We start from the raw sequence: 25,147 nt of genomic DNA, 5'->3' as shown, positions 1-25,147 counted from the left end.
CGTAAATCGCGTTTGTCATTACCACTTAAATCGACGTATCGATACCATCGATTTTACGTAAGGATTCACCACTTAAGATGAGTTTATAGGATTTTGAACATGCACGATCTAAAATAGCGTCCGCAATCGCACCGCCACCTAATTTTTTGTGCCATTCTGCTGAAGACATCTGTGAACACAAAATTAAAGATTTCTCGCGACTCCTTAACTCAAAGACTTCCATCAAATGCTTTTGCTCCTGTTCTTTAGTCGACGTTAAGAGAAAATCATCAATCACCAGCACATCTATTTTCATGAGTTTCTTCAACAATTTATCTAACGTGCCATGAAATTCAGCGAGATCAATATCATTCAATAATTCAGTCATCCGATAATATTTACCTGTAAATCCAGATTCAATCGCATGATTGACGAGAGCGTTGGCTAAATAGCTTTTACCTGTACCTGTCGCCCCTTGAACAATGACATTTCGATGATGTTGAATATAATTGTTGGTTGATAATTGTTCAATACTTTCTTTGCGTAATCCTCTGGTCGATTCATAGCGGATATCTGAAATCTGTGCCTCTTTATGTGACAGAGTGGCTTGTTTTCGATACCGTTCAATGCGATTATCTTGTCTGATTTGATACTCTTCGTTAACGATTACTTCTAAATAATCCAGTGGCGTCAACGCATGATTCTGCTCTGACAAATACATACTATGGAGCTGATCTGCCATTGTTGTCAGTCGCATCTCACGTAACTGACTGATAATCATTTGTAAGCGCTGTTGATTATTGCTCAATAATCAGCCCCTCTCAAAAAGGATTGTTCCGGACTTTCCGGGGTGCTAGACTTTAAGTGGGACGTGCCAGTGTTCAGTAATTGCGTGATTAAGCGATAAGCTGGATGAGATGTACGTTCTAATGCATGATGGCAGGCAACATTCAGGGCGGAATCTGAATGAGTGTCTGCCAATTTCAATAGTGCGTGGACCCGTTTGTAGTGTGTTTGTTCCGGGCCATCCGAAAACATCTTTTCAACGACTAAATGGACGTCGGGACCAATATGTCGCGCCCACTTCAAATAGCGTTGACTATTCCACTCGCCATGTGTCGCACTATTTTTAGGTAAGTGCTCGAGGACCGTAGTATAGCCGCCCGGCAGTTTATTCAATGTCTCATGCTCACATAACATGCGGTCTTGATACCATACCTGGATCTTTTTCGCATAAATTTTAAGTTTGAGACGCTGACCGATATATTGATACGGCACAGAGTAATGGTGCTTCTGATAACTGATATGCGCATTATTATAAACCTTCACTGTTTTATATTCACAGTACTCAAATGGGACAGTTGGCAAAGATTGAAGGGCCGTACGCTCCATGTCGTTAAACATAGAGAATCGAGAGCCTGGCTTCTTTTGAAACGGTTTTTGATTAAAACGATTCAGTTCTTTTCTTAAGTAATCATTGTAATCATCCAAGCCAAAGCATTGATAATTCCGCATGCGTGCAATAATGTGGGTCGTTAATGATTTGACCGTATTTTCAACAGTCGCCTTATCCTTTGGCTTGCGTACCCGAGTCGGTAAAATAATCGTGTGATAATGATTCGCCATCGATTCGTACGTTTCATTTATTTTAAGCGTCGTTCGGGTATGCTTCGTTACGCCTGTTTTCAAATTATCGGGGACCAGCACGGTCGGCACCCCTTGAAAATATTCAAACATCTGAAGATGTGCATTAATCCAACTGGGCTGCTTCATATCATGACAGCCCATCGCAAATCCATATCCACTGAAGGGCAACACAGCGACAAACAAGTACCCATAAATCACTTCACCGGTATCTGGATCGATCCAGCGTATTTTTGTGCCGGCCCAATCCACTTCCACACGTTCACCTGCTTTGTGTTTCATGACATGCGTAAATGACTTCTGACTCAGATAATCATTAAAATACTTTTTAAATTGCGTCAAACGATAGTACGGTTGACCAGTATGCCGGCACATATCGACATACTCTTCCCATAATAACTGCATTGTCACACCCGGCTGGGCGAGCGACTTGGATAACGATGCGTAATCCGGCAAGGTGTAATGCATGTCTCGTTGAGTGGGTTTGGATGGCCTGGGTCCAAACAATGTATCGAGCCGGTCGGCATCCCAGCCACTTAATTCTTTGTAGGTTAGTTTGTGCTGACTGGCGGTATCGATGGTGCGTTTAATGACGGGCCGACCGGATCCGACCATGTCACTGATTTTCCTTTGACTGAATGATAATTCATTCAATCGGACAATCTCTAAATAATTGGGCATTGACTGCCACCTCCATAAATATTTTATGCCGCTGTTGTGCGACATAAAACATTTATAGCACTAATGAGATTGAAAAAGTAAGTCATAAAAAATAATCCTCTATCAGAGGATTAGGTGCGTCTATATTATCCGATTTAGGTGGTAACGAGCGGTGCGATTTGGGTGGTATCAAACGCAACGACGCAGTGGTAACTTAGCAGCGCCGTAAGCAGTATGTTGCTTCTAGGTAATGATTGGAATATTTCAATCCCCTGGCTGACATGGTGGTACAAAAGAAATATGATTATACTAACCACATCACGCAGAATTTAAATAACAATGATAAAGTAATGGTTATAGTTGGTTCTGGTCACATTTATATTTTAAAGCAACTCCTGGAAGCATCAAATAATTTCAATGTCATAACTTTTTATGACTGGACTAAAAAGAATAATATGGGAGTTCCTCATGATTAGAAAAGCAAATTTAGATGATGCTGAAATATTGCACAGATTTTAGTACTAGCTGGCAAGTAAATTTTAAAAACATTGTTCCTGAAGAATATTTAAATCAAATGAGTGTACATAAAATTACCAAGGGTGTTAAAAAATCGTTAGAAGTAAATAATTTATTCGTATATGAAAACGATGATATGATAGTCGCTTTCGTCGGGTGCGGGTCAAATAGACTTCAAGAGCACCCGGAATATGAAAGCAGAATTACACGCTATTCATGTTCTTCCTGATCAAAAAGGTAAAGGTATCGGCAAAGATTTATTCGAAATTGTTAAAGTAACTTTAATAGAACAAAAATATACAAATATGATTCTTTCAGTATTTGAAGATAACCCTGCTACAAAATTTTATGAAAAACTAGGCGGTAAATTTCTAGATACGAGAACGGTTGAATACGGCGGAAAGCAATCCATAGAAAGATTATACGGTTGGAATCTTAGCTGAATATCTATTATTTTTTCGGAGGTCATCATGTCCAAATCAGAAAAAGCGATAATTACAAATATGTGTATGATAGAAAACGATAAGGGCCAAATCTTAATACAAGATCGTGTCAGCAGTAATTGGCCTGGTGTGACTTTCCCCGGTGGGAAAGTTGAAAAGAATGAGTCTTTCGTAGACTCAGTTATTCGGGAAGTGTTTGAAGAGACCGGCCTGGTTATTAAAAATCCGCAAATATGCGGTACAAAACAGTTTCAGACTGAAGATGATGAAAGATATATTGTGCTGATGTATAAAACCAATCAATATTCTGGTAATCTTCGTTCATCTGATGAAGGTGAAGTATTCTGGATTGATAAATATGAGCTTGGAACATATACCCTGGCTAATGATTTTGATGAAATGTTCAGAGTGATGGATTCAGATGTTCTCTCGGAATTCTATTATGACGATTCGTGGAATGTGAACCTTAAATAATATTACCCCCTAATGAAAGAAGGTTAATTTAAATGGATCTCTTACTAAAAAGTCTAATGATCTTAGGTTCAGCTATTTTAATATTTAACGCTGCTGCTAGACCTGATAGTATACTGCTATTCTCCATTGTGGGGATGCTGTTGATTATGGGGGCAGGATTTATATTGCTGTACAGAAGAAGTAAAAACGAAAATTAGTATACCCAACTTTAAAAACGTCTGACCAGTAATATGGTTAGACGTTTCGTTGTTATACTTATAAATCTATTGTTTACTTAACATATCAATACCTTAGTTAATTGATAAAGTTTATTGAGAACTTTATCAGATTAATTACTTCTCTACCGGTAAGTTCATATTTTATTAGTTAGAAATTTATATGTATGCTCTAAATCGATGTTTCTATCTGTTTGTAAATAAACCTTTACATTATCTGATTCAGTTCTTGGTATGACATGAAAATGCACATGCTGTATACTCTGCTCTGCGTTTTCCCCGTTTGATTGGTGTATTATAATCTTTTTTGTATTTATTGTTCACCATCACAGACACTCGTGCTCTGAGATTCATTAAGTCGCTTAGAATAAGTGGGTTTTCAATATCATGAAATTCTTTATAATGCTGTTTTGGACTAATTAAAATGTGTCCTTCACTAACTGGATACTTATCTAAAAAGCAATACAATATTCGTTTTCATCAATAATATATAGTGATTTTTCATCTATTAAATCACAGAAAATACATTCACAGTTTTTCATAGATAAACACCTCATTCTTAATCGCTAAAGCAGTCTTTATATAAAATTCTCACTATTTTTAATCTTTATATTCTTGCTCATACTCATCGAAATCGAGAACTTCAATAACATTAGACCAATGTAAATATGTCCCAACAAAATCCCTGATGTCCAGCCCCGGCATATCATATGTGTTCTCATCATTGACTGTTCCTGTTGCATTTTCAATAAAAGTAACCTGATAACCTCTGTCATAAGCTGCTATTGCTGTAAATTGACAACAAAACTCTGTGTTAAACCCGGTTATAAAAAGGTGATTTACATTCATTTGCTTTAACAGATCGCTGAGATTAGTCTGAAAAAAAGCACTGGGTGTTCTCTTCTCAATTACAACTTCTGCATAATCTATTAGAGAGTTATGTAATTCGGAACCTGAAGCTCTTTTATAAAAAGGACTTTTCTCGTCATCACTTATATTCTTTATAAAATATACAGGCTCGTTATTATCTTTAAAATCTTTAATGATATTCTCTATATTTCCAAGTTCCTTTTGAAAATCTTTAATATTAATAATAGAATTTTGTACATCTATAACCAGTAAAGCTTTCATATAGTCAACCTCTCTCATACTTCTATATTTCAATATTCATATTCAACTTTCTACCAATAAAACTAATTTCTATATATTCCATTATTTTATTTTTTCATCTAACAAGGGTTTTTTTCAATAAAGTAATCATCATTAGAGTTTCTAATAACAATATCAAAAGTTTTGCGATAAGGGTGCATGAATACTTCATATTGAATCCTGCGTTCTTCATGTGATAGTTTCAGATAATCTAAGTTCGTCCCTCTTTCTAATATATCTCGAGATGACCTTCTCATGATTTCTGTTTCCCCATCAGTATATAAATATATTTTCAAATCAAATAGCTCAGTATTAGTAAACGCCACGCTCATGCCTTCTATAATATTTATTTGATTTTTTGAGGTAATTAAATAACTCTTTTTATAATGTGTATCTAGTGTGTACAAATCCAATCCGTCTTTAATCATATTTATATCTCTTTCTAATGATGAGATATTATGAGCTCCTGGATGACAGGCTGTCATTTTATAAGTATGATTTTCATTCTCATATTCATAATTTATTTCAGTATACTTTCTTAGACTGGCAGAACCGATAATGTAAGGGTCTGTATTCATATAATTCACTTTATCCTGTCCTAGCAGCTTCACAAGATTATTTGCGAATGTTGTTTTTCCAGAAGCACCATGACCTGATATTCCTATTATTATTTTTCTTTACTATTATTTACTGATTCTATTATTGTCTTCAGAATTCCCTCCATAATTATAACCACTTTTCCAGGCATAGTACTTGTTTAGTATTGGCATCAAGTTTAACTTTCTTTCCTATAGCTAATGGATGCATAGGGTGTGTATGGCAAGTATCGAACTCAGCTAATATAGGAATATCATTTATATCTACTTGTTCCATTAATATATCTGCCGGCTGTTTACCAGTACCCAAATCATCATATCGTTCGTGTTTACCGAGAATGATGCCTCCTACTTTATCAAAAATGCCATGTAATTTAAGCATAGCGAAATTCTTTTCTACAATAGACGCATTTTTCATACTGTCCTCAATCAGCAATATATCCCCGTATTCTATTTCAGGAAAATAAGATGTACCAATAGACCCATACATTGCATTGAGATTTCCACCTATTAGTGTTCCTTCTGCTGATCCTTCCTGCACTGTTATCCACTCATTTTGATACAGAGTTTTATCCTCTGTTTTTTCAAGCCAGTTAACCGGCTCATCCGACCAATATTTTGGCATTGGCACTTCATAAGGCAAGCTATTATTCTTCATGAAATAGTTAGAGAATAATTATATGTATCATCAACGAGTGGCTCAAATTCACCGAAACTCGGAATAAGAGCAGGACCATAATAAGTTGGAATTCCTGTTTTAGCATACAAAGCTAATAATACAGCTGTTACGTCTGAATAACCTACAACTAATTTAGGATTATTTCTGAACGACTCATAGTTTATATACGGCAATATACTATTAGAATTTGTCCCGCCAATCGTAGACATAATCATTTTAATTTCAGGGTCCAGCAATAACTCGTTTAATTCCTCTGCTCTTTTTTTAGGAGAACCTGAACGATATGTTTCTGAATGACCTGTAAGATTGCCCTCAACAATTATAAAACCTTTATTCTCTATAAAATTTTTCGCACGCTGATACCTTTTATAAGCAGTAACTGTTGAAGGAGATGATGGTGAGAATATCCCAATTTTATCTCCAGATTTTAATCGGTCTAACATCTTATCCCCTGCTCTCTATTCTCTAAATTGTTAATTAGATTTAAATATTTATTTTTAAAAAACTCTCGCAATTTATTTCGTTATGTTCAGTTAATATTAATTATATATAAGCATTTCCAATTTTAATAGTTTTAAAATTCTGAAACATATATAATGAAGAAAGATGTTATTAAATCATTAGCAGGTGATTCCATGAATAATTGTGAATTATGTTTCCCTAATTTAAATCCAAATCAAGTTGTGATCTACGAAAATAACAGCTGCAGATTGTTGATGCTTAAATCAAATATGAAAAAAGGTAATGTTCTGGAAGGTGCGGGAATTATTGTGACAAAAGCACATAGAAAGTCACCTTTTGATTTTAATGAGGAAGAATGGATAGATATAAAAAAGATACTGGATCGAACAAAAGAATACATAGATAAGAATCACCAGCCTGATGGTTACAACATCGGCTGGAATGTTAATAGAACTGGTGGACAGCATCTGGAGCATGCTCATCTACACATCATCCCAAGATATTCAAACGAACTTCTCGCCGAAAAAGGTATACGCAGCCATTTAAAGAGTGAGAATAATAAACGCGAATAAAGAAATTATTTAAAATTTCTTACAGGAGGAAAACATGGAGATAATCGATAAAAATTTTGTATATACTTTTACTGTAATTCAAACAATTATATTAGGTTTCTTAAACATTGTGACATTTAAAAAGATTGATACTTTAAATAGAAACTTCAGAGAGGCTGTTACTACTTTTAATACCTTAAGAAATGCTCGGAAGAAAATTTAATTAGTCAGAGGTAATCGTATGAGAGAGATTGATATTTCAGTCTATAAATATAATAGACAAGTACACTATGAATGGAAGACCTCTTTAATATAAGTAGATAAAAATTATATATTGGTGAAAGGTAATATTGGCAGAAAGTTAATTCATCACACTAAAAACAAAGTATTTGATTGCCCAAATAGATCTCTAGAGTTCTTCTCACTAAATGAAGGTTTTACAGTAAATATTGATATTGACGAGTTAGGACAGGCTGAGTACTATTGTAATATTTGTTTGCCTGCGGAGTTTGATTCAATTGAAGGTACTGTTTCCTTTATAGATCTAGACTTGGATTTATTGATTGATAACAGCGGTGATAGAAAAGTCGTTGACGAAGATGAATTTATTTCTAATTCAATTGCCATGAATTACCCTAAAGAAACCATTGATTATGCGAGAAATAGTTTGAGTAGCTTAGAGCAAAAGATACTTTTAAAAGAGTTCCCATTTGATGGTTTTTTCAATTATTATATAAAAAAATCATTATAAAAATACAACGAGGAGATTTATATGTCTATTATAATATCAGCCCCACAAGACATTGGAAGTTTAACGGATTATATTGCACATTGTAATTCTCAGATAGAACAACATATTGGATTCTGTGGAGAAGATAGTTCTGCAATTTTAGAAGAAATGAAAAATGATTTTTCTGACTTAAGTATTGAAGAATCGTTTTTAGTAGCCTATGAAGATTCTATGATCATTGGTGCTATAGGATTAGATATTGATCGGGCAGATAGCTCTGCAGAGGTTTGGGGACCTTTTGTCAATAACAATGATTTGAAGCTAGCAGAGATACTGTGGAGCGATATTTTAACTACCGTGCCTGCAGAAATTAAAAATTTTAAATTTTTTATAAATAAACAGAATAGATTAGTTGAAACATTCCTTAGTAATATAAAAGCTAATTTTCTTGGTACGCACTCTCTGCTTAATATTGATAGTAAAAAATTTGATAATACAGACTTTCGAAAAACAGTTAATATAAGCGACCTTTATATTAATTCCTTTATAGATTTACACGACAATATTTTTAAAAATGCATATTATAACGGCCGTAAAATTTTAGACAGATTGAATAAAAATAACAGACTATTAATATCAGCTAAAAATGATAACGATATTGAAGGTTATGCCTATATAGAAATTGCCCCCGAGTATCATGAGGCTGATATAGAATTTATTGCAGTTCACCCAGATGCGAGAAGTAAAGGTTTAGGTAAAACACTCCTATATAATGCATTACAAACAATCTTTGATTATCCTGAAATAGACAGTGTCAGTCTGACAGTCTCTCATGAAAATATGGTCGCCCTAAACCTGTATAAATCTGCAGGATTTCAAGAGTTTTACATTTTAAATCACTTTAACTTTAAAAGAATATGAAAAGTGTGAGTAGTGTATTACTGTTCTGATTGCCAATATATCCATATAAATCTTGCAGAAACAAACTGAAGATATAAAAACGAGAGAGCTTTCCTTCCGGATTGCTCTCTTGTTTTGTGCGCAGGTTATTTAATTAACTTTATCCGGTAAGACATACACTCTTCTAAAGAAGCATGTTCATGATACTCCATATTGTCATAATCCATCGCACCATGCGGAAAATATCCGATTATATTTAATCCGGCCTGTTTACATAGCTTATATATTTCATCAGGTGTGTAGCATTTCAAATACTGTGTCTGATTAAGCTCTTCATCTTTTGCATGCCACCAGGTATCCATCATAATATCCGCTTCAAAGTCATATGAATACTTACGTTTAATGTGTGGCATATTACGCGGACTCAAATACATTTCAACACCATCAGCTTTTTTCCAATGCTCCGGCTGATAGATATCAATGAGTGCACAACCGTCATCTTCCAGCCAATGTTTAATATTCTTGAGCAACTTTAATTGGTCTTCATCTGAACCGACACCAAAACCATCGATATAAATAATCGCATCAAATTTCTGAGGAATCGTCACATCAAAAACTGCCGTGAATCGTTTCAATGTTATCCGGATTGAGAGATTTTGCTTTCTCTGTCATTTCCTTAATTAATTCTACCGTAATAATCTGATCTACCTGATTTGAAAGTGCACGTGCTACACTTCCATCCCACGCACCAAGTTCAAGCATTGTCCCTGCCGGTTTACCAGCCTGTTCCAATATTTCATTTGCTGCTTCTGTATGATACCCCTCCGGATAATTACCTATAAACTCATACTGCATCTTATAAAACTCGTTTGCCCAATTATTTAACATATCTATCTCCTATCTTTCAAACCACATTGTTATCAAATACATCGGAAAGTTCATTAATCCATGCATAAAAATAAGTAACCAGATGTTGCGGTATTTTGCCCAGAAATACCCTAAAAACAGACCCATTATTCCATGCAGTACCAGCGCGTGTGCTGTTGAATCAATCAGACCACCTGAGCCTTGAATTCCTGTGTGCCATAATGCCCATAATACCGCGCTTACACAAATCGCCGGCCAAATACCAAGTGCTGCTTCTAATCTTGACTGCAGCCACTTTCTGTAAAACAACTCTTCCAATACTGCGTTCAGAAGCAAAGAAATCGATGCTCCTGCTAATAATGTAAGAAAATCCATTTCATAATTACTTGCTTCAGACATGGGATTCAGCAAGTAAAATACGAGCCACACAGCAACAACCAGTAATGGTGTTTTCCATCGGCGAACACTTTTTACAGTCACAGCTTTTCTAACTGAATCCCTCTTAATTATAATTAAAGGAATAATGAACAGCAGTATCAGCTTGTATATATAAAATAAATCGAACACATATATTTTGGTGTAGCAATCATAACTAGAATCAATGCTACTGCCAGAGATACCAGTATCCAAGTTGATTTTGGCACTCTTTATACAATGACTGAATCTTTTCTTTTTTCCATGGTGTCATTGCCACTAGAAGGGGAAACAACGCCATCATCCATACTTGCCAAATAGCAGTCTCATTCTCAAAGTCTGCGCTAATCTGAACCATGCCGTTGTGAACTACAAGCATGTATATTAAAGACAGCAGAATTAAAAGTATTGTTGAAATAATAATCGTAAATCCGACAGTCCTGTTCGTCATTTTAATGCCCCTTTAGAGTTTATTTCACATATACTATTCCAAATGACAGATACGTTTTTCTTACGAATATTTCTTCTCAATACTCTCAAATTCTTTCATCAACTTTTTCCCATCCACAGTGTATTTCTCAATATCACTGTGCTTAAATGATTTTCCATCCAGAAATACTGTATTGATATCTAATATACCTTCAATTTTTTCTATAGGATTACTTTCAAGAAGGAGATATCCATTATCTTCACCAATTATTCTTTTGCATCCAGAGAAGCTTTTTTCAGAATCTCAAAATTATTTAAATTAAAACGCTTAAATTCATTTAACTCTTCAATCATACTTAAACCCGGGTAAACCCATGTGCCGGCAGGTGCATCTGTCCCAGTATATACTTCGCCACCTAATTCAAGATGTTTTTCAGTAATAGCTTTAACCTGTTCATATTCCCATTTCTGACGGCTTCTGAAATGATCATTCAGCTGTGAATCAATCTCATTGAACTGATCATCTACTGTGAATACTTTATCCTCATCCAGCAGCTTCATTTGTTTCGACTGATCCAACTCCGGAGGGTTAAAAATACGCCCTTCTGCTAAATGTCTATATAGTGATAGAGTTGGTACAATTTTAACTTCTTTTTCAATTAAGTAAGTCAGCACCTCAGTTAATCGCTGCTCACTCACTTCGATTTGACTGATACGTTCAAATTCATCGACAGAAATTTGAGTATTATAATCCGGATAAAGACTGTGAACGATACTGGACGCATGCTCCAGCCATTTTACACCGTGATCTGCAGCTTTGATTGAATCAATCGATTTAGTGTGGAGTATATCAACAGCTACTTCCAGATTTAGTTTACTGCTCTTTTTAACGACAGCTTCCAGGACGTCTTCCTGAATATTACCGTAAACTTTAACGAACTTTGCATCCTGTTTATGTAACTCATCGACAGCCGCCAATGCAGTATCAATATTATTTTTAGAAATATTACCGTATGGCGTCGGCCCCCATAATCCAGGTTCACCGTCTATAAAACGGTAAGTTGCATATTTTTGGCGGAACATCGTCAATCAGATTAAGCATCTCAAAATTGCCGCCTGTATTTCTGACAGAAGTTACTCCGCTGTATAAATAATGCCTCGCACTCGTCGGTGTGATATGTGTATGCATGTCCACAAGACCCGGCATCAGAAATTTACCTGTACCATCAATGTTTAAATTATCTTCTGAAGGAATGCTCACATCCTTCACTTCGATTTTCTTGTCTTCGAGATTAACCCAACTAACATTTTTAATTTCTATCAAGCTGTCCCACTCCCCAGTGTTAAACCACATTCTTTATATAAATTACATCCATTCTATAAACTCGATTCTGTTACCAAAAGGGTCTGAAGTGAAGAACCTGTTTGCACCTTCCAATTCATCATCTTCAATAACCTCTATGCCGTTTTCCCGAAGTCGTGATTTTAAGTTATCTATATTTCTAATCTCAAATGCAGGATGAGCTTTCGTCGCAGCTGTAAAATCTTTTTGAACTCCGATATGCAATTGCTTATCGCCTAACTGAAACCACACCCCTCCTCTTTTGGCTAAATTAGAAGGTTTAGGTATTTCTTTTAGATTCAGAATGTCTCCGAAAAACTCTCTTGCTTTGATTTCACAACCAGCAGGTGCAGCTAATTGAATGTGATCGATTCCTATAAAGTTAAAATGCATTTAATACACTCCCAGTTAATTATTTTTCATTCAAAATTAATTTATAAATTAGTTCCCCTTCAGGATCATATTCACCTGTAAACTTAAAATCGAGATTCTCATACAAATTACGAGCCGCTTCGTTATCTTCAACAAAACTTAAATAAACCATGCTTACTTGATATTTTTGCTTCACAATCTTAATTAACTCTTTCATAGCGAGTTTCCCAAAACCTTTACCCTGATATTTTCTATCAATAATGATTCTGTCTATCCAAGTGTCGGGATTGTCTCCAAAAGCACCGTACATGGCAAATCCCACTAAATCCTTATCGTAATATACAGCAACCGGACACCATTGCTCATACATTTCTGCTTCTTTCAGACACTCATCGACGGTCTCAATAAATGACTGCTGATCCGCCTTCACACTTATTTTCCTTACTTCGTCGATATTATCTGGATTTATTTCTTTAATATTAATGCTATTCACATTTCGCACCTCAGTCTTTATGAAACTGTGCTTTCTATAAAACTTTTAAATTTAACTTCTTCAATATCAGGCATATGATTACTGTATTCAAAAGTTTCTAATGTTGCGTTGGGCATTAAAGCTGCTGCTTCTTTACTGAAGACATAGGGACACTGTGCATCATGAAGCCCACAATATATGTATGCCCTCACATCACTTTTTTGAGATCTTCTCTGACATCATAATTCTTTAGTTCGTCAGTAAAATAATCTATTTTAAACATTAATGTTCTGCCGCTTTCTTTCCGTTTCAGCATGTCATAGTATGCATCTTTTCTGTAAAATGGCATCATTATCCATTCTTTAGACAGTTCAATTCTTTCTTCTCTTGTTACCTCTGAAGCTCTCATTTCGGAAAAAATTCCTTTCATTCTTTTATTATTTGGATTATCTGTGCAGTAAATACTTCCTGGATGATTCATATATTCCCCTGAGGCACATAAACCACCTGCAATGATTTTAGTTAATGAATCGGGATACATTACAGCGTATTTTAATGCTAAAAAGCCACCGGTAGAATGACCTGAGAATGTCCATTTATCAATATCCAAAGCTTCTCTTATCGCTTCTAAATCATGAATAGCATCATCCATACTGTACGTGTACTCCTCTGATTTATCATCAGATGTGTCCAGCACCCCTTAAGTTAATTACATACACTTGGTATGTCAACAGAATATTAGACAGGTTTTATAGAAGTTTTCTTTATACTCCTTTGGTGTGAGATAATCCAATGCACCATGAGGTCTGATTGTGTTATACCAGTTTACATAGTCGAATAGTTCGATGCTTAACTGTTTTAATGACATAAAAACATATTGTTTAATAAACTCAGTTTTCATCGCTTTGAAGGTAGTTTCAGCCACAGCGTTGTCATAAGGACACCCTTTCATGCTGAGTGATCTTTCAATATCAAAGCCATCTAAAACTTCATCAATCAGCTGGTTATCGAATTCTTTTCCTCTGTCTGTGTGAAACATCTGCACATCTCTTAAATCATGCTTAATGGTGCTGATTGCCGACGAGACCAACGCAGCATTTTTTCTTGAACCTGCACTGTACCCAACAATTTCTCTATTAAAGAGTAATAAATACACATATGTAATGCCATTTTCCTGCCACTTTTACATAGGTTAAATCGCTGACAATGACTTCCATCGGCTGTGCTCTATTAAAATTTCTGTCTAGACCATTCGTGATCAGACGCTCATTCGATTTCGATGGATAGGGCTTGTAGCTTGCGACAGTGTAGGTTGATACTAGGTTGTTCTGTTTCATGGTCCGACCAATACGTCTTCTCGAAACTATCAAATCTTGTTTATGTAACACTTTTTTATTCTTCGGGTGCCAAAACATTTTCGATTAGAATGAAATACCTGAATAATCGTTTCATTAATATCGTTGTCTCGCTCATACTGCGTATTAGTTTTATGTTTATTAATTTCAAAATAATAGGTGCTCCTAGAGATTTGAAGGACTTTGCACATTGCTGACACTGAATATTTGTGTGCATTCTTACGAATGACTTCTATTTTCGTCCCATGATCAGCGCTGCTTGCTTTAGAATATCGTTTTCCATTTTTAACTGTTGATTGTCCTTGCGAAGTCTTCTGATTTCACGCTCTTCTTCAGATAAATTATCGATATGATTAAATGAGCCTGTGTTCTGATGATTTTTAACCCATTTATCTAAAGCTGAAGCTGTGAGATCATACTCCCGTACAATTTCAGCTTTTGACTTACCATTTTCAAATAGTCGAACCATTTGTAGTTTAAATTCAGGGGTAAATGTTCTTCTCGTTCTTGTCATAATAAAATCGCCTACTTTCATTGATTTAACAGTAACCTCCCTCATGGGAGTTGTCCAATCAAGTGTAGACGATTCAAATTTAATATCAGGGAACAAAAGTTTTTATACTCTATTCTGGTTTAAATATAACCTTGATGTTGTTATCCTTCTTCTCATCAAATACTTTGTAAGCTTCGTCTGCCTCTTCAAGCGGGAAAGTATGTGTAATAATTTCTGTAGGATCAAATACTTCATCTTTAATCATCTCGTAAAGTTTAGGCATTAAATGAATAACAGGGGCCTGTCCACTTGTTATTTTAATATCACGGTTAAATATTAAATCTAGAGGGAAATTATCAGCAGGTGATCCATAGATACCAGTAAGCTGTATTGTCCCAAACTTTCTTACTGATTCAGTAGCGGTAAGTATAGGACTTATTGTTCCACGTTGTTGAGAATTCTCAGATAGCTCCCGTTCTGGACTCGATTGCTGTCCATCCATTCCTACACAATCAATAACAACATCTGCGCCGCCTCGAGTTTTTTCTTTAAGAAGTTTACCTATTTCTTGTTCTTCATCAAAGTTATACACTTCAGCACCATTGTACTTTTTGGCGTGATTGAGACGATGCTGTACATTGTCAATCGCAATCACTCTCTCTGCACCTTTTTGTTTCGCAAACTTCTGCGCCATTAAACCGATAGGGCCACAACCTAATACAATGACTGTATCTCCGGGTTTAACGCCTGAGTGTTCTACACTCCAGTAAGCAGTAGGTACAACGTCTGATAAGAATAAAACTTGCTCGTCTTTTAGATTGTTATCAGGAACCTTAAATGAGGAAAAGTCAGCATGAGGTACTCTTAAGTATTCTGCCTGTCCTCCCCAGTGATTACCATGAAGGTTACCAAAACCGAATAATCCACCATTATCTAACTTCCAGTTCGCTGGTGTTTCATTAGAATTGTCACACTGAGATTCCATGTCGTTATTGCAGTAGAAACAGTCCCCACACCCAATATTAAAAGGTATTACCACACGATCCCCTTTCTTTAGTTTTTTTACATCTTTTCCTACCTCTTCAACAATACCCATCGGTTCATGTCCAATGACAAAACCAGGTTCCATGAATAAATCACCTTGATGATATAAATGTAAATCTGAACCACAAATCCCAGATGCTGTTATCTTTATAATTGCATCAGTTGATTCAATAATCTTAGCATCTTCAACTTCTTCCATCTTCATCTTCTTATGTCCTTGATAAGTGACTGCTTTCATGTAATAACACTCCATTCTAAATATTATTTACATCCATGCTGAAAATATACCTCTTTCCACGACTTATAAACATAAATCTTTTATAGAATCAATCATCTTAGTATGAGAATGCATACTCATTCTCTTCATAAGAATATCTTCATTTTATAAAATGGATCCTATAAATTAGACACTGATTAAAAAAGTCTTTATTTAATATGAGGCCAAACGAACTTACTTTAAGTTTCTAATCCCCATAATAATTCCCCCGGAATTTATATTAGCTTCTACAATATCTCATACTTTTTCTCAACTTCTTCAAACATCCTCATCATTTCTTCTACTTCTATAATATGATTTGCAATTTCCGAGTGTTTAAAACTTTTTCCTTCTACGAAAACTGTGTTGATATCCAGTATATTTTCGAACTGTTCAATAGGATTTCCATTAAGAAGCAGATAACTGTCATCTTCTCCGGTAACTGCTTTCGCTTCTACTGTTGCTTTTTTCAGTATGTCAAAAGCATCTAAGTTAAAAGACTTAAATTCATGCAGTTCTTCTATCATGCTTAAACCAGGGTATACCCATGTGCCGGCAGGTGCATCAGTACCGATATATACTTCCCCGCCAATTTCTAAGTACTTTGCAGTAATAGCTTTAACTTGTTCATACTCCCACTTCTGCCTTCTTCTAAAATCGTCATTAAGCTGAGCATCAATCGCATTAAATTGATCATTTACAGTAAATACTTTGTCTTCATCCAGCAGTTTCATTTGTTTCGACTTTTCAACCTCTGACGGATTAAAAGGCCGCCCTTCTGCCAAATGTCTGTACAGTGATAAAGTCGGTACAATTTTTACATCTTTTTCTCTTAGGTGAGTCAACACTTCTATTAATCTCTGCTCATCCACTTCAATTTGGCTGATACGCTCAAATTCTTCCGTGGGAATTTGAGTATTATAACCAGGGTAAAGACTGTGAACAATACTTGATGCATGCTCCAGCCATTTAACTCCGTATGCTGCGGCTTTCAGGGAATCAATAGATTTTGTATGTAGCAGGTCAGCAGCAACTTCCAAATTCAATTCACTGCTTTTTTTAACGATTGCCTCTAAAACATTTTCCTGAATATTACCGTATACTTTGATGAATTTAGCACCTTGTTTATACAATTCTTCAACACCATCTAGCGCGGTATCGATATTATTCGTAGAAATATTTCCATACGATGAAGGTCCCCATAATCCCGGTTCACCGTCTATAAAACGATAGGTTGCATATACTTTAGGAGATACACTATCAATCATATTGAGCAGTTCATAATTGCCGCCTGTGTTTCTCACGGTTGTAACCCCGCTGTATAAATAATGCTTTGCACTGGCCGGTGTAATATGAGTATGCATATCTGCCAGACCCGGTATTAGAAATTTACCTCTGCCATCAATTTCAATCTTATCTTCTGAATGAATACTGATATCTTTCATTTCAATTATTTTGTCTTCAAGATTAATCCAATTTACATTTTTGATTTCTATCAAGCCGACTCACTCCCCTAAGTTTCGCTCAAGTTGCTTTAAACTATATCCATTATATAAACTCCAGCCTGTTACCAAATAGGTCTGACGTGAAGAACCTATTAGCATTTTCCAACTCATTATCTTCAATCACATCTATCACCTTTTTTCGAAGCTGAGATTTTAAATTACGAAACTGTGCTTTCTAAAAACTTCTTAAATTTATCTCCCTCTTCAATATCCGGCATATGATTACTGTATTCAAAGGTTTCTAATGTTGCATTAGGCATTAAATCTGCTGCTTCTTTACTGAAAACATAAGGACACTGTGCATCATGACGTCCGCAGTAAATTATGCTCGCATAGCACTTTTTTGGAGTTCATCTCTTACATCATAATTTTTTAACTCATTCGTAAAGTAGTCTATTTTAAACATTAAAGTTCTGCCGCTGTTTTTTCTTTTCAGCATATCGTAATATGCATCTTTCCTGTAGAGTGACATCATTATCCATTCTTTAGCCAATTCATTTCGTTCTTCACTTGTTGCTTCCAGCGAACGCATTTCTGTAAATATATCTTTCATACGCTGGTTATTCGGATTTTTTGTGCAGTATATACTATCTGGATGGTTCATATATTCACCTGAAGCACATAAACCGCCTGCTATTATTTTAGTTAATGACTCTGGGTACATAACGGCATATTTCAAAGCTAAAAACCCGCCGGTAGAATGACCAGCAAAGGTCCATTTCTCTATATCAAGCGCTTTTCTTACCGCTTCCAGATCATGAATCGCATCATCCATACTGTAGGTATAGTCTTCTGTCTGGTCATCAGATTGCCCCGCACCCCGTAAGTTAATCACATGTACTTTATAATGCTCACTTAACTGCTGAGACATAATATCACCGTTTGAATTATATTCGCTGTACAAATGAGTATATGCTAGCGGCTCCCCTTGACCGTACGTAAACACTTCAAAAATGCCTCTCGCTGATTCCACTAAGTTAGTTTCAAACATAATTAATCCCCTTTTAGAAAAGAAACTTCACAATAAAGTGATAACCTTTCTTTATTTTTTCGCCACAGAGTGCGTTCTCTTACCGGGCAATTCCAGACAGTTGAGCTGCCCGCCATAGGTCGCTGCTCCATCAATACCGATAATATTATTTCTCCAAAATAAATATCATGATTCTTTTCCTGCCGGATGGCTGATGTTGGTGTATGACCAAAAATCACAGTTTTGTCCCCTGAGTATTTTTCATAAAATAATTCTCTAATCCATAGGAAGGTATGCGGATCAGTTTTCTGAACAGGTGTATCCGGACTGACTCCTGCATGGACAAAAATATAATCTTTTGTTTCATAGTAATAATCCATCTCCCTTATAAGAGAAATATGTTTCTCAAACTCGGCTCCAGCTGAAAGTATTACACTCTCTATAGACGAATCATAACTTTGCAATGTCATAAGTGCACCGTTTCTTTCCCAGCGTCCCAGAGCTCCAGATACTCCGTCTACAACATTCAGCATCATCTCGTCATGATTACCTCTCAATACAACGGCACCATTTCTCTTTAATTCACTTACTCGATTCAAAACCCCTTTGGAGTCTGGTCCCCTGTCAACGTAATCTCCTACGAGGATTAATTGATCCTCGTCTGCATCATATTTCACCTTTTCCAGCAAGCTGTCAAAAAGTTTTAATTCACCATGAATATCACTGATAGCCAGTATTCTTTTCATGAGCTGTCCCCCAAATAATGTTTTTACATTTTCTGCGCGTGTTTAAGTTCTTTTATCGATTATTTCTTTGACAAATGCTTCTTTATAATCCGTGTATTCCCTTATCCCCTCAGAGTTGTTTCTTAGAAACTCCTCTTTAATATTTAAATACCGATGACGTGCATGTTCATTATTGTTTAAATAATCCCTGAAAAATATAAGATTCTTCCACAATGGTTTCTGATACTCAACCAAGTGGATATAGTGAGTCTTCACCTGATAGGAATTATCCTTAAATTTTGCCAGAACAATCTCTCCCGGCCGATCCACTTTCAGTCTTAAAAAACATGCTTTTTTAAAAGACTGCAGCAGCGGCTTATCAACTGACTCCAAATTATCCACTCCAACCAGCAGATCAATAATCGGCTTGGCCAGCATAGCTTTTATTGCTGTACTCCCAATATGTTCAATACGTCCCTCTTCAAGCTCTGTACTTTCCAATAAATCTTTTTTGACCCTTTCAAACTCCGCCTTCCAATCGCTGTTGTAATCAACAATTCTTACTTCATTACGCCCCAGCCCTAACTTCATCAAATGCATCCCCTTCGATTAAATTTGATAAGTTTTTATCTCTCTTATTAACCAGTATATAAATCTAAGGCCATGCTTCATAGTCTTAAAATTCAAAAAATATTTTGCTATAATGGATGTAAGGAAAATCGGTGATACGTTTTAAACGTAATCGCGAAAAAGGGGAAGATTTTTTGAGAAGCATTACAGAACTATTTGACGACTGGGCAGAGAATGATGAAGAAATTGATGATATCGGCGGACCTTTAACTGGTTATCGCGACAGTATTAAAAACACATAAGAATTACCCTGAAGCAGCTGAAAATGTTTTAGATATTGGCATCGGTACAGGAAATTTCATTGCTGAATATATTGAAGATGCGAAAAATGTTTACGGGGTTGATATCTCGCCGAAAATGCTTGAAGAGACTAAAAAGAAGTTTCCTTCAATCAAAGTGGAAACAGGAGATTTTAATAATATTCCATTTGAAAGTGATTATTTTGATTTAATCACATCGAGCTTCAGCTTCCATGAAGTACCTTTATCGAAAAGAGAAGATGCTTTCAAAGAAGTCAGCAGATTATTAAAACAAGGCGGCACCTTGAATTTGTTAGATATTGGCTTTAATAATAAAAGCGATATGGATGACGCTAAAGAGAAATACAGAGAAAAATGGGATGATTCAGAACAATACCCTTTCGAGTATGAACTCCGCCAATACGCTGAAGATGCAGGCTTAACAGTTGATAAAATAGATTATCCATCTGGATTGCATATCAACTTAATTGCGAGAAAGAGATAGGGAAATGTTGAACCTAAACAGGTTGACACTATTTAGGTTTTTGTTTTTATTATTAAATATCCTCTGCATACTCTTCTTTATCATGATTCAATGCAACAAATCCTGCGTTAAGATAAGTTGCATAAGCAGTCCAAACTACATACGGCACCAATAACAAGCCTGCGAATTTATTCGTCTTGTAAAATGCAACAGTTGTCAGTAAGACGCTCGCAAATAAGGCATAGCTTTCAATTAAAGCGGTGCCTCTCAATTTAAATCGGAAGTACAGAATGCTCCATAAGTAATTCAGCCCGAGCTGCGAGTTATACAAATAGGCATTTTTCGAAGAATCTTTTCGTGATGACTTAGTAATCGTACGGGCAATACCCATCGTTGTATAAAGAATCGGCCATACAATACCAAACGCTTCTTTCGGCGGTGAAAACGCAGGCTGTTTAAAGTCCTGATAATCCTTTTTTGCATTTTTGTCGAAAGTAAACCTACAATACTGCCGCCTATAACCGGTAAAGCAATATCAGTAATACGCTCCAGCTTGTTCATTAAAAATCCTCCTTTAACCATTAGTCATATATACCCTTAATTAAAAATATGACACGGAGGAATTGCTGAAAGAATAGGAACGCATCAAATCGTGCGATCTAAATTTTTAATACCATTCTCACTGTTTTAAGAATATGACTATCGAAATTATCATCATACTCGTCAACTGTTTTAAATCCCTTTGCTTTGTAGAATGCCGTTCCAATTGTATTATCTTTCTCCACATCGAGATGAATTTCTCTCACGTTCTCTAACTTTTTAATTCCTGTATTTAACAGAGCAGATCCTATTCCTTCGCCCTGATATTCCGGTAACAAATATACTGCACTTAGTTCTGCCTGTCCTTTTTCATTAACCGAAGAAAAATTGGTAAATCCTGCAATCATGTTATCCGCTTCTGCTACCAGCATTAAAGAGTTGCTCAAACGCCATTCCATCATCTCATCATTATAAGCACCTTTTAAAAAATTCTCCTGGATATTATTTGGAATGATGCCCTCGTAAGTCGCATTCCAGCTCTTCTTCGCTACGTCCTGCACTTCTTTTGCATCTTCAATCAGCATTCTCCGTATAGTATAGTCCATTACTCTGCCTCCTTGGAGCTTAGTACGCTGCGATATGCCCGTCCGCCCTATTTTCCGTGCCACCGTAGAGTATGCCTATTTCCGGGTCTCTCCATATAATCTGTCCCCGACCAAATGAGCCTGAGTCCAGTTTCATTTCAATATTATGTCCCCGTTTAACCAGGTCTTCTGCGATTTGATGCGGGAAGTTCTTCTCCACCCATACTGTCTTATCCTTAATCCACTGCCAGCGCGGTGCATCCAGTGCAGTCTGCGGGTTATGGTTAAAGTCGATTGTATTCATGGCTACCTGTACATGGCCCTGCGGCTGCATAAATCCGCCCATTACGCCGAACGGTCCAAGTGCATACTCACCTTTAGTAATGAAACCCGGAATAATCGTATGGTACGAACGTTTATCAGGGCCCAGTGCATTTGGTGATTCCGGATCCAGATTAAAATCGCAGCCTCTGTTCTGCAGTCCGATTCCAGTCTCGGGCACAACGAGTCCTGAGCCAAAGCCCATATAGTTACTTTGTATAAAGGACACCATATTTCCTTCTTCATCCGCTGTACACAGGTATACCGTGCCGCTCGCTTTCGGTTCACCCGCTTCAGGCTGTCCTGCTTGATCTGTAATTAATTTCAGGCGTTCTTTTGCGTACGCTTCATCCAGCATATCTTCAGCAGTAACATCCTTCATGTACTCCTGATCTGCAATGTATTTCTCCCCGTCTGCGAATGCCAGCTTCATCGCTTCAATCTGCTTATGATATGTATCCGTCGATTCCTTATCTTCAATCTCCATATATTTTAGTATATTTAAGGCTGATAAAGCGATAATGCCCTGAGTGTTCGGCGGGATTTCCCAAATATCGTAGCCTCTGTAGTTCACTGATATCGGATCGACCCACTCAGGTTTGTAGGCTGCCAAATCTTCTTTTCTTATGTAGCCCTGATACTGTTTGGAAAACGCATCTATTTTCCGGGCAATATTTCCTGTATAAAACGATTCACATTCAGTTTCAGCAAGTTCTCTTAATGTATCCGCCATGTTCTGTGACTTCCAGATTTCACCGACTCTTGGTGCACGGCCGTTAGGTGTGAAAGTTTCAAACCAATGGTCGAACTCATCACCTTCAAACGCTTCTTTAAATCTGACAGCCGCTCTGTCCCATAACTTTGCGAGCACGGGTGATATTGGATAACCCTCTTCTGCGTACTGAATGGCCGGCTGCAGCAGCTCTTTAAAAGGCAGCTTGCCGAAACGTCTTGAAAGTTCGGCCCATGCACCAGGCTGGCCGGGTACAGTGACCGGAGTAAATCCGTATTTTGGAATCTCATCGTAGCCGGCAGCTTTTACTTTATCGATTGAGATAGACGCTGGCGACTTACCGCTGCCGTTTAAACCGTAGAGCGTATCCTTGACCCAGACGAGTGCAAACGCATCTCCGCCGATACCGTTAGTTGTCGGTTCAACCACAGTGAGCGCTGCAGCAGTGGCAATGGCAGCATCAATCGCGTTGCCACCGTTCTGCATAATAGTGAGCCCGGCCTGAGCCGCTAGAGGCTGTGAAGTAGCAACCATCCCCTTTTTAGCGACCACAGGATTGCGCTGTGAATGATAAGGATTGAAGAGCGTGTCGAATTGTTTCATTAAACTGTCCCCTTTGTTATGAAGCTTTTGTTTATATAAAGATTATCACAAGAGAAAAGGCGGGACAATTTTAAATCAGATTTTTCTAAATATTAAAGGTGCCCGTCAAAATTGACAGGCACCTTTATAATTCATTAATTCTTTTACTGGGATTTATTCACCTGTAGTCGCTGAAATATCTCCAGCACTTATTGTAGTACCGCCATCTATGACTTGTGTAGTCCCTGTAGTGAAGTTAGATTCATCACTCGCTAAATAAACCATTAGATAGGATACTTCTTCCGGCGTTCCTACTCTTAATAATGGCTGTCCTTTTTCAGCAGCTTTACGCATTTCTTCTGTTGGGAATCCTTCACGATACATATCTGTATCAATTGTTCCCGGGTTAACTGCATTCACTCGAATGTTGTCTTTACCAAATTCTACAGCAGCTGCTCTCGTTAGACCAGAAACAGCAGCTTTGGCCGCAGTATACGTTGATAGTCCCCCGCTTGCATTAATAGCTGCAATAGATGAAAGGTTAATTATAGAACCTACTCCGGCTTCTTTCATATAAGGGAGTACCTCTCTCATTCCAACAAATACGCCCCATGTATCGACATCAAGTACCTTATTCCATTGCTTATGTGTTAGTTCTTCAAATGGTGTGTATTCAAAAATCCCTGCATTATTTATTAATACGTTTAACTTACCGAATTTTTCATTACCTTTTTTAGTTACTTCTTTCCAATCTTCTTCTGAAGTTACATCGTGCTTATAAGCAACGGCTGAATCAGGGTATTCACTATTATTATTTGATCTACCACTTCTGAAACACCTTCATAGTTAAAATCTGTTGCAATAACTTTTGCACCTTCTCTTGCAAATACCATAGCATGAGAAGCTCCCATACCTTTCGCAGCCCCAGTAATTAGCGCTACTTTACCATCTAACCTTGCCATATTAAAAATCTCCTTTTGATATTGTTTAGAATTTAATATTTTATAAATTAATGTGCTGTCATACCAGCATCAACTATTTGCTCAGTTCCTGTGACATATGAAGAATCATCTGATGCAAGATAAAGAACAGCTTTTGAAACTTCTATTGGATCTGCTATACGTCCAAGTGGAATATCTTTTAACGCATCCCCACCTGATTCATCAGTAGCATCTGCCATCATTTGTGTTTGAATAAATCCTGGGTGTACTGAGTTAACTCTAATATTTTTATCACCGTACTCTACTGCAGTTGCTTTAGACATGCCTCTAACAGCAGATTTACTTGCTACATACGCTAAGCTTGGGAAACCATAGTTAGCTACAATACCAGCAATAGAGGAGATATTTACAATAGAGCCGCCTCCTGCTTTAACCATTGAAGGTAATACTGATTTCATACCGAAAAATGCACTGTTCTGATTGATTGCACATACCTTCATATAATCTTCTTCTGTAAGATCTTCAGTTTTAGCAATTGGGCCTAATACTCCCGCATTATTAACTAACACAGTAATATCACCAAATGTTTCCACTGCTTTTTTCACAGCGTTCTCCCATGATTTTAAATCAGTAACATCGTGTTCTATAAATACTGCATTTTCACCCAGTCTATCTGCTAAAGCTTGTCCACCTTCTTTGTTAATATCTGTAATTATTACTTTTGCCCCTTCTTCAACAAATACTGTTGCATGAGATTCTCCCATTCCTTGTGCAGCACCTGTGATTAAAGCTACTTTGCCATCTAATCTACCCATATTGTTTTCCTCCTAATAAAATTGTTAGCGCTTTAA

The 25,147-nt window shown here is 36.6% G+C and carries 28 protein-coding genes and 8 pseudogenes; 9 read left to right on the top strand and 27 right to left on the bottom strand.

The genetic code is table 11. The annotated features are described in order from the left end of the window. Window positions 1-25 precede the first annotated feature (25 nt). Both G4D76_RS11320 and istA read right to left on the bottom strand, forming a co-directional pair. Window positions 26-787: an ATP-binding protein gene (locus G4D76_RS11320; protein WP_213809565.1), complete on the bottom strand. Its 762-nt coding sequence runs from the start codon at window positions 785-787 to the stop codon at window positions 26-28. After that, on the bottom strand, window positions 784-2,304 hold the full coding sequence (istA, locus tag G4D76_RS11315; protein WP_213809923.1) for an IS21 family transposase: 1,521 nt from the start codon (window positions 2,302-2,304) through the stop codon (window positions 784-786). Before istA ends, G4D76_RS11320 begins: the two co-directional genes overlap by 4 nt. A gap of 260 nt (window positions 2,305-2,564) precedes the next feature. Here istA and G4D76_RS17075 point away from each other — a divergent pair, with 260 nt between their 5' ends. From G4D76_RS17075 to G4D76_RS17070, 4 genes are all read left to right on the top strand, one after another. Beyond that, window positions 2,565-2,759, top strand: a complete 195-nt coding sequence (locus G4D76_RS17075; RefSeq protein ID WP_371814688.1) for a DUF5694 domain-containing protein — start codon at window positions 2,565-2,567, stop codon at window positions 2,757-2,759. A gap of 231 nt (window positions 2,760-2,990) precedes the next feature. Beyond that, window positions 2,991-3,242, top strand: a complete 252-nt coding sequence (locus G4D76_RS11310; protein ID WP_213809922.1) for a GNAT family N-acetyltransferase — start codon at window positions 2,991-2,993, stop codon at window positions 3,240-3,242. A gap of 27 nt (window positions 3,243-3,269) precedes the next feature. Beyond that, window positions 3,270-3,716, top strand: a complete 447-nt coding sequence (locus G4D76_RS11305; RefSeq protein WP_213809921.1) for an 8-oxo-dGTP diphosphatase — start codon at window positions 3,270-3,272, stop codon at window positions 3,714-3,716. A 32-nt stretch (window positions 3,717-3,748) separates the two neighbouring features. Next, window positions 3,749-3,913, top strand: a complete 165-nt coding sequence (locus G4D76_RS17070) for an LPXTG cell wall anchor domain-containing protein (RefSeq protein WP_213809920.1) — start codon at window positions 3,749-3,751, stop codon at window positions 3,911-3,913. A gap of 155 nt (window positions 3,914-4,068) precedes the next feature. On the opposite strand, the pseudogene G4D76_RS17065 reads toward G4D76_RS17070, so the two are convergent. The 4 genes and pseudogenes from G4D76_RS17065 to G4D76_RS11280 form a co-directional block, all read right to left on the bottom strand. Then, window positions 4,069-4,399: pseudogene (locus G4D76_RS17065) on the bottom strand (HIT family protein). A 132-nt stretch (window positions 4,400-4,531) separates the two neighbouring features. Next, a complete protein-coding gene (locus tag G4D76_RS11290) occupies window positions 4,532-5,062 on the bottom strand; it encodes an isochorismatase family protein (RefSeq protein WP_213809918.1) in 531 nt (176 codons plus the stop codon). Between the two features lie 98 nt (window positions 5,063-5,160). Continuing rightward, window positions 5,161-5,804: pseudogene (locus G4D76_RS11285) on the bottom strand (uridine kinase). Window positions 5,805-5,806: 2 nt separating this feature from the next. Beyond that, window positions 5,807-6,798, bottom strand: a pseudogene (locus G4D76_RS11280) (S66 peptidase family protein). 153 nt (window positions 6,799-6,951) lie between these two features. Between G4D76_RS11280 and G4D76_RS11275 the strand changes: the two are divergent. From G4D76_RS11275 to G4D76_RS11260, 4 genes are all read left to right on the top strand, one after another. Continuing rightward, window positions 6,952-7,389 (top strand): HIT family protein, encoded by a 438-nt coding sequence (locus G4D76_RS11275; RefSeq protein WP_250129956.1) that lies wholly within the window; start codon window positions 6,952-6,954, stop codon window positions 7,387-7,389. Window positions 7,390-7,423: 34 nt separating this feature from the next. Next, entirely contained in the window at window positions 7,424-7,591 is a 168-nt protein-coding gene (locus G4D76_RS11270; RefSeq protein ID WP_213809917.1) for a hypothetical protein, read from the top strand. Window positions 7,592-7,705: 114 nt separating this feature from the next. Then, window positions 7,706-8,119: a DUF402 domain-containing protein gene (locus G4D76_RS11265; protein WP_213809916.1), complete on the top strand. Its 414-nt coding sequence runs from the start codon at window positions 7,706-7,708 to the stop codon at window positions 8,117-8,119. 21 nt (window positions 8,120-8,140) lie between these two features. Beyond that, window positions 8,141-9,019 carry a GNAT family N-acetyltransferase gene (locus G4D76_RS11260; protein ID WP_213809915.1) on the top strand — a complete coding sequence of 293 codons (879 nt, stop codon included), beginning with the start codon at window positions 8,141-8,143 and terminating at the stop codon, window positions 9,017-9,019. 125 nt (window positions 9,020-9,144) lie between these two features. Here the strand turns inward: G4D76_RS11260 and G4D76_RS15340 are convergent, their stop codons facing one another. The 15 genes and pseudogenes from G4D76_RS15340 to G4D76_RS11190 all read right to left on the bottom strand — a co-directional run bounded on the left by G4D76_RS15340 (window position 9,145) and on the right by G4D76_RS11190 (window position 19,833). Then, entirely contained in the window at window positions 9,145-9,606 is a 462-nt protein-coding gene (locus G4D76_RS15340; protein WP_250129955.1) for a hypothetical protein, read from the bottom strand. Window position 9,607: 1 nt separating this feature from the next. Next, a complete protein-coding gene (locus G4D76_RS15335; RefSeq protein ID WP_250129954.1) occupies window positions 9,608-9,886 on the bottom strand; it encodes a class I SAM-dependent methyltransferase in 279 nt (92 codons plus the stop codon). A gap of 9 nt (window positions 9,887-9,895) precedes the next feature. Beyond that, complete coding sequence (locus G4D76_RS11250; protein ID WP_213809914.1) at window positions 9,896-10,345, bottom strand: CPBP family intramembrane glutamic endopeptidase; 450 nt, start codon at window positions 10,343-10,345, stop codon at window positions 9,896-9,898. Between the two features lie 124 nt (window positions 10,346-10,469). Then, the gene (locus G4D76_RS11245) at window positions 10,470-10,730 is read right to left on the bottom strand and encodes a hypothetical protein (protein ID WP_213809913.1); all 261 of its coding nucleotides are present in this window, start codon (window positions 10,728-10,730) and stop codon (window positions 10,470-10,472) included. A 245-nt stretch (window positions 10,731-10,975) separates the two neighbouring features. Further along, on the bottom strand, window positions 10,976-11,791 hold the full coding sequence (locus G4D76_RS11240) for a hypothetical protein (RefSeq protein WP_213809912.1): 816 nt from the start codon (window positions 11,789-11,791) through the stop codon (window positions 10,976-10,978). Continuing rightward, window positions 11,748-12,032 (bottom strand): hypothetical protein, encoded by a 285-nt coding sequence (locus G4D76_RS11235; RefSeq protein ID WP_213809911.1) that lies wholly within the window; start codon window positions 12,030-12,032, stop codon window positions 11,748-11,750. Before G4D76_RS11235 ends, G4D76_RS11240 begins: the two co-directional genes overlap by 44 nt. A 42-nt stretch (window positions 12,033-12,074) precedes the next feature. Beyond that, on the bottom strand, window positions 12,075-12,443 hold the full coding sequence (locus G4D76_RS11230; RefSeq protein ID WP_213809910.1) for a VOC family protein: 369 nt from the start codon (window positions 12,441-12,443) through the stop codon (window positions 12,075-12,077). Between the two features lie 19 nt (window positions 12,444-12,462). Continuing rightward, complete coding sequence (locus tag G4D76_RS11225; RefSeq protein WP_213809909.1) at window positions 12,463-12,915, bottom strand: GNAT family N-acetyltransferase; 453 nt, start codon at window positions 12,913-12,915, stop codon at window positions 12,463-12,465. Between the two features lie 187 nt (window positions 12,916-13,102). Continuing rightward, a complete protein-coding gene (locus G4D76_RS11220; protein WP_256440476.1) occupies window positions 13,103-13,591 on the bottom strand; it encodes an alpha/beta fold hydrolase in 489 nt (162 codons plus the stop codon). Between the two features lie 30 nt (window positions 13,592-13,621). Further along, window positions 13,622-14,763: pseudogene (locus tag G4D76_RS11215) on the bottom strand (IS3 family transposase). A 109-nt stretch (window positions 14,764-14,872) separates the two neighbouring features. Beyond that, on the bottom strand, window positions 14,873-16,024 hold the full coding sequence (locus G4D76_RS11210) for an alcohol dehydrogenase catalytic domain-containing protein (protein ID WP_213809907.1): 1,152 nt from the start codon (window positions 16,022-16,024) through the stop codon (window positions 14,873-14,875). Window positions 16,025-16,290: 266 nt separating this feature from the next. Next, window positions 16,291-17,541, bottom strand: a complete 1,251-nt coding sequence (locus tag G4D76_RS11205; RefSeq protein WP_213809906.1) for an amidohydrolase family protein — start codon at window positions 17,539-17,541, stop codon at window positions 16,291-16,293. A gap of 164 nt (window positions 17,542-17,705) precedes the next feature. Then, window positions 17,706-18,538 (bottom strand): annotated as a pseudogene (locus G4D76_RS11200) (alpha/beta fold hydrolase). 51 nt (window positions 18,539-18,589) lie between these two features. Further along, window positions 18,590-19,263: pseudogene (locus G4D76_RS11195) on the bottom strand (metallophosphoesterase family protein). Window positions 19,264-19,305: 42 nt separating this feature from the next. After that, window positions 19,306-19,833, bottom strand: coding sequence for a GrpB family protein (locus G4D76_RS11190; RefSeq protein ID WP_213811042.1), 528 nt, complete (start codon window positions 19,831-19,833; stop codon window positions 19,306-19,308). Window positions 19,834-20,082: 249 nt separating this feature from the next. Here G4D76_RS11190 and G4D76_RS11185 point away from each other — a divergent pair, with 249 nt between their 5' ends. Continuing rightward, window positions 20,083-20,616, top strand: coding sequence for a class I SAM-dependent methyltransferase (locus G4D76_RS11185; protein WP_213811041.1), 534 nt, complete (start codon window positions 20,083-20,085; stop codon window positions 20,614-20,616). 52 nt (window positions 20,617-20,668) lie between these two features. Here the strand turns inward: G4D76_RS11185 and G4D76_RS11180 are convergent. The 6 genes and pseudogenes from G4D76_RS11180 to G4D76_RS11160 all read right to left on the bottom strand — a co-directional run. Next, window positions 20,669-21,025, bottom strand: a pseudogene (locus tag G4D76_RS11180) (TspO/MBR family protein); the annotation flags it as partial. A gap of 229 nt (window positions 21,026-21,254) precedes the next feature. Continuing rightward, window positions 21,255-21,740 (bottom strand): GNAT family N-acetyltransferase, encoded by a 486-nt coding sequence (locus G4D76_RS11175; protein ID WP_213809905.1) that lies wholly within the window; start codon window positions 21,738-21,740, stop codon window positions 21,255-21,257. Between the two features lie 19 nt (window positions 21,741-21,759). Further along, window positions 21,760-23,376 carry a gamma-glutamyltransferase family protein gene (locus G4D76_RS11170; protein ID WP_213809904.1) on the bottom strand — a complete coding sequence of 539 codons (1,617 nt, stop codon included), beginning with the start codon at window positions 23,374-23,376 and terminating at the stop codon, window positions 21,760-21,762. 153 nt (window positions 23,377-23,529) lie between these two features. Continuing rightward, window positions 23,530-24,093, bottom strand: a pseudogene (locus tag G4D76_RS11165) (SDR family NAD(P)-dependent oxidoreductase); the annotation flags it as partial. A 26-nt stretch (window positions 24,094-24,119) separates the two neighbouring features. After that, window positions 24,120-24,317 carry an SDR family NAD(P)-dependent oxidoreductase gene (locus tag G4D76_RS16175; RefSeq protein ID WP_256440475.1) on the bottom strand — a complete coding sequence of 66 codons (198 nt, stop codon included), beginning with the start codon at window positions 24,315-24,317 and terminating at the stop codon, window positions 24,120-24,122. A 47-nt stretch (window positions 24,318-24,364) separates the two neighbouring features. Then, window positions 24,365-25,111, bottom strand: coding sequence for an SDR family NAD(P)-dependent oxidoreductase (locus tag G4D76_RS11160; RefSeq protein ID WP_213809903.1), 747 nt, complete (start codon window positions 25,109-25,111; stop codon window positions 24,365-24,367). Between the last annotated feature and the right edge of the window lie 36 nt (window positions 25,112-25,147).

The organism is Jeotgalicoccus sp. WY2 (genome assembly GCF_018437745.1).
In the GTDB taxonomy this organism is placed as follows: Bacteria; Bacillota; Bacilli; order Staphylococcales; family Salinicoccaceae; genus Jeotgalicoccus; species Jeotgalicoccus psychrophilus.
The sequence above is the reverse complement of the archived record's forward strand: the minus strand, read 5'-3'. Positions and strand labels throughout refer to the sequence as shown.

Coding starts and splice junctions, on each gene's coding strand:
- G4D76_RS11260 (WP_213809915.1), top strand. CDS start 8,141: ATGTCTATTATAATATCAGCCCCACAAGACATTGGAAGTTTAACGGAT.
- G4D76_RS11170 (WP_213809904.1), bottom strand. CDS start 23,376: ATGAAACAATTCGACACGCTCTTCAATCCTTATCATTCACAGCGCAAT.
- G4D76_RS11175 (WP_213809905.1), bottom strand. CDS start 21,740: ATGGACTATACTATACGGAGAATGCTGATTGAAGATGCAAAAGAAGTG.
- G4D76_RS11305 (WP_213809921.1), top strand. CDS start 3,270: ATGTCCAAATCAGAAAAAGCGATAATTACAAATATGTGTATGATAGAA.
- G4D76_RS17075 (WP_371814688.1), top strand. CDS start 2,565: ATGGTGGTACAAAAGAAATATGATTATACTAACCACATCACGCAGAAT.
- G4D76_RS15335 (WP_250129954.1), bottom strand. CDS start 9,886: ATGTTAAATAATTGGGCAAACGAGTTTTATAAGATGCAGTATGAGTTT.
- G4D76_RS11160 (WP_213809903.1), bottom strand. CDS start 25,111: ATGGGTAGATTAGATGGCAAAGTAGCTTTAATCACAGGTGCTGCACAA.
- G4D76_RS11210 (WP_213809907.1), bottom strand. CDS start 16,024: ATGAAAGCAGTCACTTATCAAGGACATAAGAAGATGAAGATGGAAGAA.
- G4D76_RS11270 (WP_213809917.1), top strand. CDS start 7,424: ATGGAGATAATCGATAAAAATTTTGTATATACTTTTACTGTAATTCAA.
- G4D76_RS11230 (WP_213809910.1), bottom strand. CDS start 12,443: ATGCATTTTAACTTTATAGGAATCGATCACATTCAATTAGCTGCACCT.
- G4D76_RS11190 (WP_213811042.1), bottom strand. CDS start 19,833: ATGAAGTTAGGGCTGGGGCGTAATGAAGTAAGAATTGTTGATTACAAC.
- G4D76_RS17070 (WP_213809920.1), top strand. CDS start 3,749: ATGGATCTCTTACTAAAAAGTCTAATGATCTTAGGTTCAGCTATTTTA.
- G4D76_RS16175 (WP_256440475.1), bottom strand. CDS start 24,317: ATGGCAAGGTTAGATGGTAAAGTAGCGCTAATTACTGGGGCTGCGAAA.
- istA (WP_213809923.1), bottom strand. CDS start 2,304: ATGCCCAATTATTTAGAGATTGTCCGATTGAATGAATTATCATTCAGT.
- G4D76_RS11290 (WP_213809918.1), bottom strand. CDS start 5,062: ATGAAAGCTTTACTGGTTATAGATGTACAAAATTCTATTATTAATATT.
- G4D76_RS11240 (WP_213809912.1), bottom strand. CDS start 11,791: ATGTTCCGCCAAAAATATGCAACTTACCGTTTTATAGACGGTGAACCT.
- G4D76_RS11275 (WP_250129956.1), top strand. CDS start 6,952: ATGAAGAAAGATGTTATTAAATCATTAGCAGGTGATTCCATGAATAAT.
- G4D76_RS11245 (WP_213809913.1), bottom strand. CDS start 10,730: ATGACGAACAGGACTGTCGGATTTACGATTATTATTTCAACAATACTT.
- G4D76_RS11310 (WP_213809922.1), top strand. CDS start 2,991: ATGAAAGCAGAATTACACGCTATTCATGTTCTTCCTGATCAAAAAGGT.